The 12155-nt window shown below is 36.1% G+C and carries 13 protein-coding genes; 3 read left to right on the top strand and 10 right to left on the bottom strand.

Features of this window, described 5'->3' with window-relative positions:
- Window positions 1-65: 65 nt before the first annotated feature.
- The 10 genes from HMPREF9075_RS00080 to HMPREF9075_RS00035 all read right to left on the bottom strand — a co-directional run bounded on the left by HMPREF9075_RS00080 (window position 66) and on the right by HMPREF9075_RS00035 (window position 9620).
- The gene (locus tag HMPREF9075_RS00080) at window positions 66-353 is read right to left on the bottom strand and encodes a YciI family protein (protein WP_009414536.1); all 288 of its coding nucleotides are present in this window, start codon (window positions 351-353) and stop codon (window positions 66-68) included.
- 16 nt (window positions 354-369) lie between these two features.
- A complete protein-coding gene (locus HMPREF9075_RS00075) occupies window positions 370-1050 on the bottom strand; it encodes an SDR family oxidoreductase (protein WP_009414535.1) in 681 nt (226 codons plus the stop codon).
- A gap of 313 nt (window positions 1051-1363) precedes the next feature.
- Window positions 1364-1642 (bottom strand): SemiSWEET family transporter, encoded by a 279-nt coding sequence (locus tag HMPREF9075_RS00070; RefSeq protein WP_009414533.1) that lies wholly within the window; start codon window positions 1640-1642, stop codon window positions 1364-1366.
- Window positions 1643-1712: 70 nt separating this feature from the next.
- Window positions 1713-2234, bottom strand: a complete 522-nt coding sequence (locus tag HMPREF9075_RS00065) for a hypothetical protein (protein WP_009414532.1) — start codon at window positions 2232-2234, stop codon at window positions 1713-1715.
- A gap of 139 nt (window positions 2235-2373) precedes the next feature.
- Window positions 2374-3834, bottom strand: a complete 1461-nt coding sequence (locus HMPREF9075_RS00060; protein WP_009414531.1) for a lipopolysaccharide biosynthesis protein — start codon at window positions 3832-3834, stop codon at window positions 2374-2376.
- A 175-nt stretch (window positions 3835-4009) separates the two neighbouring features.
- On the bottom strand, window positions 4010-4498 hold the full coding sequence (locus HMPREF9075_RS00055) for a winged helix-turn-helix domain-containing protein (protein WP_009414530.1): 489 nt from the start codon (window positions 4496-4498) through the stop codon (window positions 4010-4012).
- Window positions 4499-4534: 36 nt separating this feature from the next.
- Window positions 4535-5224 carry an SMI1/KNR4 family protein gene (locus HMPREF9075_RS00050; RefSeq protein ID WP_009414529.1) on the bottom strand — a complete coding sequence of 230 codons (690 nt, stop codon included), beginning with the start codon at window positions 5222-5224 and terminating at the stop codon, window positions 4535-4537.
- Between the two features lie 75 nt (window positions 5225-5299).
- Window positions 5300-6649, bottom strand: a complete 1350-nt coding sequence (locus HMPREF9075_RS00045) for a lipopolysaccharide assembly protein LapB (RefSeq protein ID WP_009414528.1) — start codon at window positions 6647-6649, stop codon at window positions 5300-5302.
- Between the two features lie 50 nt (window positions 6650-6699).
- Window positions 6700-9042, bottom strand: a complete 2343-nt coding sequence (locus tag HMPREF9075_RS00040; RefSeq protein ID WP_009414527.1) for an ATP-dependent helicase — start codon at window positions 9040-9042, stop codon at window positions 6700-6702.
- Window positions 9043-9128: 86 nt separating this feature from the next.
- Entirely contained in the window at window positions 9129-9620 is a 492-nt protein-coding gene (locus tag HMPREF9075_RS00035) for a helix-turn-helix transcriptional regulator (RefSeq protein ID WP_009414526.1), read from the bottom strand.
- A gap of 546 nt (window positions 9621-10166) precedes the next feature.
- On the opposite strand from HMPREF9075_RS00035, the gene HMPREF9075_RS00030 reads away from it, so the two are divergent.
- The 3 genes from HMPREF9075_RS00030 (at window position 10167) to HMPREF9075_RS00020 (ending at window position 12138) form a co-directional block, all read left to right on the top strand.
- A complete protein-coding gene (locus tag HMPREF9075_RS00030) occupies window positions 10167-11234 on the top strand; it encodes a M14 family zinc carboxypeptidase (RefSeq protein ID WP_009414525.1) in 1068 nt (355 codons plus the stop codon).
- Between the two features lie 98 nt (window positions 11235-11332).
- Complete coding sequence (locus HMPREF9075_RS00025; RefSeq protein ID WP_009414524.1) at window positions 11333-11812, top strand: Lrp/AsnC family transcriptional regulator; 480 nt, start codon at window positions 11333-11335, stop codon at window positions 11810-11812.
- A 146-nt stretch (window positions 11813-11958) separates the two neighbouring features.
- The gene (locus tag HMPREF9075_RS00020) at window positions 11959-12138 is read left to right on the top strand and encodes a hypothetical protein (RefSeq protein WP_009414523.1); all 180 of its coding nucleotides are present in this window, start codon (window positions 11959-11961) and stop codon (window positions 12136-12138) included.
- The last annotated feature ends 17 nt before the right edge of the window (window positions 12139-12155 follow it).

Here is a 12155-nt window from a genome sequence, read left to right as displayed (position 1 = left end):
GATATATTATTAAATAAATACTTTATATTTTTTATTGTAAAATACTTTATTTCAGTATAATATATTTATAAAAGTACTTTGCTAAACTCCTCAGAATATTTCGTAGGAACAAATTCTATAATCTGATAGGCAGCTATTCTATGCTCGTGAAAAGGATCTTGAGCAATGACAGTCTCTACCTCTCCCCTACTATTAGCTTTACACAAAATCACCCCACCCTTGCGAGGTACTTGTGCGCCTGATGCAATAAAATGCCCTGAAACGTAATGCTTGTCTAAGTAAGTGCGATGGGCTTCTAAGTGTTTTTCAACCTCTGAAAGGTCTTTTTGATATGTTAAAATAATGATATACATAAATTTATTTTTATAATTACGGAGTGGTATTAGCAACTTGTAATACCTTTCCATTAAATACTTTACTACCATTGAGAGCAAAATCAGCTATATAATGCGCCATTTGCTGCGGACTAATATTTGCTTTATAATCTGGAAAAGCTTCTGCAAGCATTTCAGTCTGTACTGCTCCTAAGGCTAAGGTATTAAATATAATTCCTCGCTCTTTGTATTCTTCTGCCAAAAGCTCCGATAAGGTAATAAGAGCTCCTTTAGAGGAACTATAAGCTGCCAAACCGCCAAACTTCAAACTACCTTGTATACCTCCCATACTACTGATGCTCACCACGTGTGCGCCCTTCTCCATAAAAGGCAATAGTTGTTGTGTGAGGTGTGCTACCCCAAATACATTCACCTTGTACACTTCCCAAAAGTCCTCTTCAGTAAGCTCCTCAAAAGGTTTATTGATGAGTCTTCCTGCATTGTGAATTAGTATATCCACTTGTTCCCATTGCTCTTTCACAAAATGCCCTACTGCTTCCCTATCAGAAGCTAACGTAATATCAAAAGGAATACAATGCACATTAGGCAGATTAAGTGCCTTTATAGTAGCAGTATGCCGCGAAAGGGCTAAAATATTATGCCCTTCCGCAGCTAACTGTTGTACTAGCTCATAGCCTATGCCTCGGCTGGTACCTGTAATAATAATATTTTTCATTCTATTAATTTGCTAATTCAAAAAATGTATTTCTCCTACGAAAAACAAAACAAGATATCCTATTATCATACTTATTATCCCTATGATAAGCCCCAATTTCAGCATATCGTTTTGTTTCACCAATCCCGTAGAATAAGCAATAGTTAATAATTACTCTTCAAAATAACACAGACAAAGATAAATAAAAAAGAATAACCTACCAAAGAAAACAAACAAAAGAATTTCTGATGATTATTCAGCATCAAAAAATCTATGTTTTTCATACAGCTTAGTTACAAAAATGGGAAGCAATTTTTGTTTAAAAGTAACGTATTTAAAGTGACGTAATAAAAGTTAAGAATCCTAAAACAACCCCTACCAAATTAGGAATAATGAGAATATAATCGGGCTTAGGTTCTTTTGTCCATCCATACACTACCCAGATAAGACAAGACCCTGCTGCAAACAATGGTTGCCAAGGTTGTGCTTTGTGTCCCTCTAAGTTAGCCATAATTTGAGGAATATAAGCTACAAACACTGCTACCCCTATAAAGGCTCCAATCGAACCTATAAATAAATTAATTTTTTGTTTGATATTCCTTTTTTCTTTCATAAAAAATGTTTTTCTGCAAAGATAATAATTTCACAAAGAAGTATCAAAAATAATTAGAAAAATTTTAGTTTTACACTCCCCATAATGAAGCCTGTAATCTCTTAATATAAGAATCATCTATTACATCAATAATAGCCAAAGTATCTCTTGGAATAGAAATATATTTTTCCAAAAGACTTTTCAGTAAGTTTTCCAATGCCAAAGTATATTCTTGATAAGTAATAAGCTCTTTTGTCTGTTCAATAAATGATAAAACTAGTGAATTGGTTGAGAAATCACAGGTAAGTTGCTTTATAAACAAGTTAATTGAGTAAGAAAGTATGCTGATAGGGTCGCAAATTCTAATCCCTAATTTCTCTTGAATGAGAGCCTCTACTTCTTCTTTGGTTTTTTCCCATTCTTCTCCTTCTCCCATAAACTGTAACTCATTGATAACCTCCCACAGCTCATTTGTGGTATTATAGTCCCTGACGTCTCTACATATAAAATTGAAAGTATAATCTCCTACTTTTTCTGCATTATAACCTTCTTTCCAAAGGACTTGTAAGCCTTGAATATAATACACAATGGCTTTTATTTCTTCTGAAGTCATTTTGTTATAGTTAGTTTCATTACACAAAACTACAAAATAATAAATAATTACCAAAAGGAAAAAACAATAATTTCTACCCCACCCATTCCTTGCCACCACCAAACAATGAGTGTAGGATGAGTGTAAGATCAGTGTAGGATTAGTGTAAGATCAACGATTGTCTGATTAGCTTTACAAGTTCTTGTGAAAGATTAAATTTAAGAAGAAAAAAAACACTCAGCCCTCCTACTAGTAATGATTTTAAGCTGATATTTACAATAGGGTGAAATGGGAAATCCCAAAAGAAAAAAACTCCTATCGCTACGATACCAAAGAGAGTAGTCTGTAACGTTTCCTTATAAAAAGGCTGTAAGCTGTATTTGCGATACACAAATCCCGACTTGAGTAGATTGTACGAACTAAAAGCAATTAGAGTCGCTATTCCCGCCCCATTAATCCCGTAAAGGGGAATGAGCCACATATTCATCAAAACAGTGCCTATGACCAAAAAAACGCCCAAAAATAACACAGTGCGATAGTAAGGCGAATTGAGTAATACAGCATTGTTAAATCCCACTAAAGCATCGGAGAGTTTTACTACAGATATGATGATGAGCACCCCAAGCCCTGTGCTGTAATCTTTATCTGGCAATAAGGCATAACATTGCTGGGAATTCACAATGATAAGTACACAAATAACCATACTCACAAAGTAAGTATTTATTGTACTGCGTTTATATAAGTCCGATAGCTCCTCTGCCTTACCCTGATTCATAAATTGTGCTGTGAGCGGACTTACAATCTGGTACATACTTCGGTAAGGTATGGCAATCACAGTAGCCGTAAAAATAGCCACATTATACACTGCAATCTCACCAATAGGCAGATATTGGTTCAGCATAAACTTATCAATATCCATCAACAACGAAGCTACCGACCCTGATAAAATAATAAATAAACTATACAAGAAGACTTCCTTTTTACCTTGTGGCAATCCCCATACAAAGGTGGGTCGCCTCACACAGAAAGCAGTAACCATCATCAAGAGCATACGAAAGGTATACACCCAAAACATCCCCCACATTAGCTGATGAAAATCAATAACATCAAAGTAAATGGCTACTAATAAAAGCATCACCCCTACCCTATGAAATACTTCTTTTAGAAAATTGCCAAAGACCGTTTTGAGTTGTACCCGCATCCACGCATAAGCTATCTCAAAATAAGCCATTGCTACCGCTGTAAGGAAGATAAGCCACACATACGGACGTACTTCTGCATTCTTTGCCGAAAGCCATTGTGTGATTTGTTCATATGCCATACTCCCCAAAAGCGTAGCAGGGAGAATCACCAGCAGTGGCAAGAGGCAAAGCATCAGGTTGAGTTTGCCTTGTTCCTGTCTATCGGTATAAGCGGAATAATAACGCACCCAAGTATTATGTACGCCAAACGAAATAAACGGAGAGAGAATAGTAGCAGTGGAAGTAACATAACTTACCAAGCCGTATTGTGCTTTAGAAAGAAAGTAAGTAAATAAGAAAAGGGTATTCAGAGCCCCTATGGCAAACCCAAAATAAGTAGCCACTACATTCTTAAACGATTGTCGGAGTACGATACCCATAATATTTCCTTGATTTTACTATGATTTTAAATAAGTTACTAATTTCTTTTCTACAAATTTGGTTATTGTATGTATCAGCTTGTTTAATGACCTTGGGTTTGGCGTATTCGTACAATAAGTTGTTCCATTTGTTCTTTGTCCTTTTGTTCTATGGACATAATTGTAATGTTTTTAATTATTTGATTATAATCCACTTACCTGACTTTGTAGAACCTTCGTGCTTGATGATCCCCAATTTGGTCATATTTTTAATATGATATTTAATACCATTAAGAGTAAGACCAATAGATTGAGCTAATTCCTTTTGTGTGATTTTTGGTTTTGCTTGAATAGCTACTAAAATTCTTTCTTGGGTAGTTTCTTGGGTAGTCCCTCCCGATTTATTGGGTAGTTCCCCTGATTTATTAGGTGTTTTATTGGGTGTTTCTTCTATTTTATTGGTAGATTTATTGGTAGATTCCTCCTTTTTATTGGTAGATTTATTGTCAGATTCTTCTTCCCCAAAACCTTCTTCAAAATAGGTTGTAGAAATAGGTTCTACAACCCTAAAAGCGGTATTAAGTGAAAAATCAAAAGAAGCTTTCCCATTGCCATTCTCTTCCAATTCTTTCTGTACCCTATATACGCCACGACTAAAGCGGTTCACATAACCCAATACCTTCATAGCCTCAGCTATAAATTGTTTGTTTTTGTTTTTGTTTTACCCTTCCAACTCCTTTGGGTTTATTCCCAATACCTTATACCACGTTTGGGCATTCTCACAGGTGGGGTCTATGCCTTTGCCTGCAGTATAAAAGGGTTCCCATTGCCAATCCTCACCTCCAGCACAGCCTACAGAGGCGTAGTTCATCAGGAATTCCTTAAAATTATCAGCTAAATAAGTGCCGAGATTGCTTGCACCATCGTGGCTGAGATACACAACCTTACCATAGTTCTCTGGCTCTAACTCAATAGCGATATAATCGCCGTTACCTACTTCTTGAAAACACATTTTGTTGTTCCATACACGGCTATACTCCTCACTTTTGGAAGGGCAAACATCTTTTACCCAACCTTTTCGGGATCTTTCATTATCTAAAAGTAAATCTAATCCAAAAAGTAACTCTCCTGAAGAAATATTATCTAATTCATCAAGTAAAAAATCTTCGTCCTCTTCTGTAAAATCATCGATATACCACCAAAACTCCAAATAAGCGGTGTTTTCCAAAAGCACTTCACGGAAATGAGGAGGCAATGTATAGCCTAATTTTGCCTCTACAGCTTTGATTTCCTCCTCTGTAGCGGGTTTTTCTATTGTAAGAGGTTCTACCTCGCCACCAAGGTCTTCTATCTTTTCTAAAAATAGGTTTAAACGCTTTTTTAAAAGCTCAAAATTGAAAGTTGATATCATTATATGAAGTTATTTTCTGATTTTTCTATATCTACTAATAATCATTTTCTTCAAATTACCCAATAAGGATATTTGTTACATCTTAAAATTAAACTTGCTTTCAAAAAAAGACTGCCATTCTGGTACTTGTTGTACCCCCAGCTGATAATATTTATAGGCTAATTCTTCTTTTCCCAAACCGTGATATGCTAGGGCAAGCCTATAGTAATTACATAACTCATACGGAAAAATATCTACTATATCAATAATAATAGGCAATGCATCTCCATATTGTCGTGTCAAAAACATCAAATCTACCCAATCTATAAGAGCTGTATACGAATAATCACCATTTTGTACTGCCTTTCGGTAGCCATATTCAGCTTCTTCAAGATTATGCAACTGAAAATAATTAATTTCAGCATATCTACGCCAATAATAAGGCTCATTAGGCTCTAATGTAAGTACTTTTTGTATATATTTAAGTGCTTTAGTATGATTTCGCCGCAAATAGTAAAAGTCGGCTAAGGTAATCCACGCTTTGTCTAATTGTGGGTCTTCGTGTGTGGCTTTAAAGTAGTAAATCTCAGCTTTTTCATCGTTTAGCATCTTCTCATAGCAACGTCCTATATGAAGATATACCAATGCGGAAGGGTCATCTAGGGTAAGAGTAATTTTATAATTTTCAATAGCTCTTTCATAATCGCCTATCGTTTCAAGTACCCTTGCTTTTTCAAAGTAAGCACCTGTAAAGGTATCATCACTTACAATCGCAAAATCAAAACAACGAATCGCATTTTTACTGTCATTTTCTGATAAATACAATCGTCCAAGATAGTACCAAGCCACCTCACAATAAGGATTTTGGTCTAAATAGTCATTCAAAAAGCTCATAGCTTCTTGCGTTTCGTCCAAAACCTCATAGCAATACAACAATTGTTGTAGTGAAGTATAGTCTTGCGGGTCTTTTTCCACACTTTTTCTAAAATAAGTACGTGCGTTGGCATACTCATCTATGAGCAAGTACTCCATACCTATAAGTGCAAAAATACTCGGTACATCATCTGTGAGTGTTATGGCATATTCTAATAATTCAATAGCGCGGCGGTGTTTGTTGAGTTTTGAATACAAGTTTGCTTTTTGTACATATACTTCTGCATTCAGAGGCTCTGTATGAGTGAGCTCCTCTAGTAGTTGAGTAGCCTCATTCAGCTGGTCTTCAAAAACTAACTGTTCTGCATAAAGTAATTTAAGCGAAACTGCTGTAGGGTGCTGTGATAGTCCCAGCTCTAAAGCTCGTTTTGCCTTATGCGTACGCCCGTTCTCTATATAATATTCTACTATATCTTCAAATTCATCTACATCAAAAAAAAGTGTATTATTCTCCCGCAGCATCAGTTCAAATTTGCTTACAGCATAGTTCTCTTCGTTATCTTCTAAAAACATCGTATTTTTATATCTTGTTCTTTAATTTCTAAAATATAAACTATTGAATATCAATCTATTAAAGTCAGCTTTGCAAAACGCAATAATATATTCTTCAAGCCCCCTGTATCAAAGTTTACCTGCGCCTTTTTGTCATTCCCCGCGCCTTCTAAGGCTATTACCACTCCTTGCCCAAAACGCTCGTGTTGCACCCTCGCTCCCACTCTCAGTTCGTTATACAAACTTTTATCATTAGCAGCAGGCATTGTATTTATAGGCTTCAGTTTGCGCAATTTTGGCAACTCATCTGCCGTAGGCGCATTCTTAGCTGGCGGCGTACCGCTAATAGGCTTTTGTAATCGCAGTTTGCTTTTGTCCACTTCACCAAATATATCTCTATCTATCAAAGGCTTATAACGATAGTTAAGCTGTGATTGTATAGGGGTAAGATACTTTAAGTGTGCTTCTTTTATCTCTTCTATAAATCTACTCGGTTCAGTATCTTGCGAACTACCAAAACGATAACGCTGTTCAGCATAAGTTAGGTATGCCTGTTTTTCAGCACGGGTAAGTGCTACGTAAAACAAGCGGCGTTCTTCCTCAAGTTCTTCTCGTGTTTGTATACTCTTTGCCGAAGGGAAAAGGTCTTCCTCCATACCCACTATATACACATAAGGAAATTCCAATCCTTTTGATAGGTGAATCGTCATCAGTGCTACACGATCATCATCGCCTATGTCTTTATCCATATCTGTAGCCAGCGATACATCTTCCAAATACTCTGTTAGGCTACCCTTGCTATCAGCTACATCTTCTTGCCCCTTCACAAAATCCTTCATACCGTTTAGCAACTCTTCTATATTTTCTATTTTTGCAATTCCTTCAGGGGTTGCATCTTTCTTGTATTCTTGTAGTAAGCCAGTGCGTTTCACCACCCTTTCTGCTATTTCATAAGCATCAAGTTCCTTGCTCAATACCTGTAAGTTCAAAATCATCAATACAAAATCTGAGAGTTTTTGCTTGGTAGTCTTATTGATGTGCAAATCGGGTAAGTTGTTCAGGTTATACATCACCTCAAATACCGATTTTTTATATTGGTTAGCTGCCAGAGTAAGTTTTTCGATTGTAGTATCACCAATGCCGCGTGCAGGAAAGTTTATCACGCGCATCAAAGCTTCTTCATCGTTAGGGTTTACCAATAACCTGAGATAAGCAAGCATATCTTTTACCTCCTTACGTTGGTAGAACGAAAGTCCTCCATAAATGCGATATGTAATGTCCCGCTTGCGCAAAGCATCTTCTATAGCACGCGATTGTGAGTTAGTACGATACAGTACCGCAAAATCTCCATTAGGCAATTGGTGTTGCATCTTATTTTCAAAAATAGACCCTGCCACAAAGCGCCCTTCATCAGCATCGGTAGCACTTCTATGCACTTTTATAGGTTCTCCCAACTCATTTTCAGTAAAAACTACCTTGTCTAAGCGCACCTTATTGTGTTCAATCACACTATTTGCTGCCTCTACTATGTTTTTGGTAGAACGGTAATTTTGCTCCAGCTTATATTCTTTGGCATTAGGATAATCACTCCTGAAATTTAGTATATTATTGATATTAGCTCCTCTAAAAGCATAGATACTTTGTGCATCATCTCCCACTACGCATATATTCTGAAAGCGGTCTGCCAAAGCCTTAACTATCAGATACTGAGAGTGGTTTGTATCCTGATACTCATCTACCAATATATACTGAAATCTATTTTGGTATTTAGCCAGTACATCAGGGTATACATTTAGCAACTCGTTGGTGCGAAGCAATAAATCGTCAAAATCCATGGCTCCTGCTTTAAAACAACGGTCTACGTACTCCTGATAAATTTCTCCAAAACGAGGCTGTCGGCGTACAGCATCTATCTCTATCAATTCAGGATTGCTAAAGTATGCCCTTACTGTTATAAGGTTATTTTTTAGAGATGAAATGCGTTGGTGTATTTGCTTGTATTTATACACATCTTTGTCCAAATCCTTTTCTTTGATAATAGCACTCACCAGCCGTTGCGAATCCTGTGTATCGTAAATCGTAAAATTTTGCGGATAGCCTAATTTATCAGCTTCTACACGCAACAATTTAGCAAAAACCGAATGAAAAGTACCCATCCACAAATTTTTACCCTCATTGCCCACAAGTTCCGTAATACGTTTTTTCATCTCATTAGCCGCCTTATTGGTAAAGGTAAGTGCCAAAATATGAAACGCATCTACCCCCTCACGCATAAGGTTAGCAATACGATAAGTTAGCACACGCGTTTTTCCCGAGCCAGCCCCAGCTATTACGATGATAGGACCCTCCTTCTGAAGCACTGCAGCACGCTGTGGTTCATTAAGTTTGGCAAGATCTTGTAAAAATATATCCATTATGTAGCTATCTTTTTTAAGGGTACAAAGATACAAAACTCACCATAATTAACAACCATACTCCTACAAATTCTTTAGCCAAACCATTATTTGTCATTGTCAAAAACCTCAAAATGATTATCTTCATAAAAAAAGATAATACGCCTAATTTTTCGTTCGGTATTCCCTGTTACAGTTCTTTCCGCAGCCTTTGTCGTTTCAGCAATGGTTGTAGCTGTCAGTACAGCCATATCAGCCGCTGTTGCTGTTGTGTTCACAGTTTTTTGTGGTGCTACAGCAGGCGTAATATCAATTTCAGGCACTTCACTGAATAAATCAGGCTGTACTCTTGCTTTGGGTGTTTTTTCATCCTTTTTAGGAAAACTACCCTTGCCTTGCGTAATCCAATACATATCCACTTCTGGAAATTTTTCAATCAGTTTCAGTATAAAATCCAAACTTGGTTTATTGCGTTCCGATAACAAATGTGAAATCCCCGAACGCTGAATTTCTAAAGCATCAGCAAAAGCCGTAGCATTCATATCGTAATAATCCATCACCTGTTGCAGGCGTTGTGTAAAATCAGATGTGTTTAACATTGTAACTCCTAATTAAATTGTTAATACAGCACAAATGTAATCATTATTTTTTATATACACAACTCTAAACACAACTATTTTTATAAGTAATAAAGTTTATATTGAATATTATAATTACAATCATATGAAAATCAATTGTATATAATTCATTATAAATTTTGATTATACCAATAAAAATTCAGTATTGTTACAAATGAAAATAGTAAATACATACAAAAACATTTGTAACAACACGAAAATCCTATTTGTGTTAATTTACTTTTGTAACCTCAATAAATTTAGACGTTATTTTTGTAAAATATTAATGACTATTATCATTTATACCTTGTCGTTTATCATATATTTTATTATCTTTGCACCATCAGTCTATTGTATACCTTGAGCGAAGGAAAGTCGGCGAGCTGGCGCAGCCGAGTATGTGGCGAAGGATAAGCGAAGGATAAGCGAAGGATAAGCGAAGGAAAGTCGGCGAGTTGCCGCAGCCGAGTATGTGACGAAGGATAAAAAGCCTGTACGGCTCGTACCGAAGGATAAATAATAACAAATATGACAATAATAAAAGAACCTACATTAAGCGGGCGTTATATCAATTACGATATGATAGCACCCCTATTAACTACTTATTATTTTGATGAAATAATACCATTAGGGCATTCTGTATTACAAACACCTATCAATCTTTACAGAATAGGAAAAGGCACAAAAAAAATACTCCTATGGTCGCAAATGCACGGCAATGAATCTACTACTACCAAGGCTCTCTTTGATGTGCTAAACTCATTAAAAGATAGCCCCTTACTTAGCAAACTCTCTCTTTATTGCATTCCTATGCTCAACCCCGATGGTGCCAATGTGTTTACACGTGTAAATCACAACCAAACCGACCTTAATCGTGATGCTTTTCAACTCACACAACCCGAAAGCCTCTGTTTGCGTAAAGCCTACGAACTCGTAAATCCTGATTATTGCTTCAATTTACACGATCAGCGTTCTATTTTTAGTGCAGGAAAAGCACCTCACCCAGCTACTGTATCATTTTTAGCTCCTTCTTATAACGAAGAACGTACTATCAATGAGGTTCGTAAGCGTGCTATGGAAGTTATCGTTGTAATGTATCAGAAGTTACAATTGTATACACCTAACCAAATAGCTCGTTTTGATGATAGTTTTAATATCAATTGCACAGGCGACTATTATACTGCAGCTGGTACACCTACAATTTTGTTTGAAGCAGGGCATTTTCCTAAAGATTACAATCGTGAACAGACGCGAAATTGTATTGCTACAGCTATAAGTACAGCTTTAGAATACATTGCTTTAGGAGAGGTTACAGGTGTAAATTATAAAGATTATTTCAATATTCCCGAAAACGACAAACTCTTTTATGATATCCTCTTGCGTGATGATACGCACAGCGGCAACGATGTAGGTATTTTATACCAAGAAGTATTGCAACACAATCATATCAATTTCCAGCCCTATATAGCCGAAATAGGTGATTTGTCACACAAATTCGGACACCAAGAAGATAAATTGTCTCATTTTCTTACCCCACCCTATAGCAAGGACTTAATAGAAAGTACCTTAGATTTAAATAAAATGAAGCATATATAAAATATTGATAAAATATTTTTAAAGATTTATCCATTTTATTTGGAATATTCAAAAAAAAATAGTTACTTTGCCACCCAAATAATAAAAACAATACCATTATGGCAAAATATAAGTTAGACGAAATCGACCACCAAATCTTAGATTTACTGATTGATAACACCCGTACCCCTTTCACCGACATTGCTAAGCAGCTTGATATCTCAGCCGGAACTGTACACGTACGTGTACGAAAAATGGAAGAAATAGGTATCATTAAAGGCTCTACCCTCACCGTAGATTATGACCGCTTAGGTTATACATTTATAGCCTATGTAGGTATATTTTTAGAACGTAATCATCAGGCGCAATTTGTGTTGGAACGATTAGAAGAAATACCTTTTGTAACAGTAGCACATATCACTTCAGGCAAATACAATATATTTTGTAAAATACGTGCTAAAGACACCAAACACGCCAAGGAGGTTATTTATATGATAGATGAGATACAAGGCGTATCGCGTTCCGAAACAATGATCTCTATGGAAGAAGCTATCAACGATAAGCGCCGTTTATTACATAAAGCCTTCCGCGAACTATAATTTTTCATACATAACAATTCAATACTTTGCCAAAAGTTGTAAGACTATCGTCCAACGACTTTTGGCATTTTTTCAAAGCATTATTTAGCCATTAATTTGTTTATTTCAATACAAATTACTACCTTTGCTGTATCAAACCAAATACTATGAACGAAAAAATAAGCAATCTTATCCAACACTATTGGCTATATTCTCCTGGCGAACAAGCTTCCAAATGGGAGGAATTCTATAAAGAAGGTATAATAGCTTTGAAATGGGACAAATTAGGTAATTTAGAGAATTATGACGATAGAATAACAGTGGTAGAAGCGTTTGTCATATCCTGAAATAGGTTTACACTAAA

The organism is Capnocytophaga sp. oral taxon 332 str. F0381 (assembly GCF_000318275.2).
Classification (GTDB): Bacteria; Bacteroidota; Bacteroidia; order Flavobacteriales; family Flavobacteriaceae; genus Capnocytophaga; species Capnocytophaga bilenii.
This window is presented reverse-complemented; position numbering and strand designations above follow the sequence as displayed.

Excerpts from the sequence above, each read along its gene's own strand:
- HMPREF9075_RS00055 (WP_009414530.1), bottom strand. The coding sequence starts at position 4,498 with ATGAAGGTATTGGGTTATGTGAACCGCTTTAGTCGTGGCGTATATAGG.
- HMPREF9075_RS00030 (WP_009414525.1), top strand. The coding sequence starts at position 10,167 with ATGACAATAATAAAAGAACCTACATTAAGCGGGCGTTATATCAATTAC.
- HMPREF9075_RS00035 (WP_009414526.1), bottom strand. The coding sequence starts at position 9,620 with ATGTTAAACACATCTGATTTTACACAACGCCTGCAACAGGTGATGGAT.
- HMPREF9075_RS00025 (WP_009414524.1), top strand. The coding sequence starts at position 11,333 with ATGGCAAAATATAAGTTAGACGAAATCGACCACCAAATCTTAGATTTA.
- HMPREF9075_RS00040 (WP_009414527.1), bottom strand. The coding sequence starts at position 9,042 with ATGGATATATTTTTACAAGATCTTGCCAAACTTAATGAACCACAGCGT.
- HMPREF9075_RS00075 (WP_009414535.1), bottom strand. The coding sequence starts at position 1,050 with ATGAAAAATATTATTATTACAGGTACCAGCCGAGGCATAGGCTATGAG.
- HMPREF9075_RS00020 (WP_009414523.1), top strand. The coding sequence starts at position 11,959 with ATGAACGAAAAAATAAGCAATCTTATCCAACACTATTGGCTATATTCT.
- HMPREF9075_RS00065 (WP_009414532.1), bottom strand. The coding sequence starts at position 2,234 with ATGACTTCAGAAGAAATAAAAGCCATTGTGTATTATATTCAAGGCTTA.
- HMPREF9075_RS00080 (WP_009414536.1), bottom strand. The coding sequence starts at position 353 with ATGTATATCATTATTTTAACATATCAAAAAGACCTTTCAGAGGTTGAA.
- HMPREF9075_RS00045 (WP_009414528.1), bottom strand. The coding sequence starts at position 6,649 with ATGTTTTTAGAAGATAACGAAGAGAACTATGCTGTAAGCAAATTTGAA.
- HMPREF9075_RS00050 (WP_009414529.1), bottom strand. The coding sequence starts at position 5,224 with ATGATATCAACTTTCAATTTTGAGCTTTTAAAAAAGCGTTTAAACCTA.
- HMPREF9075_RS00060 (WP_009414531.1), bottom strand. The coding sequence starts at position 3,834 with ATGGGTATCGTACTCCGACAATCGTTTAAGAATGTAGTGGCTACTTAT.
- HMPREF9075_RS00070 (WP_009414533.1), bottom strand. The coding sequence starts at position 1,642 with ATGAAAGAAAAAAGGAATATCAAACAAAAAATTAATTTATTTATAGGT.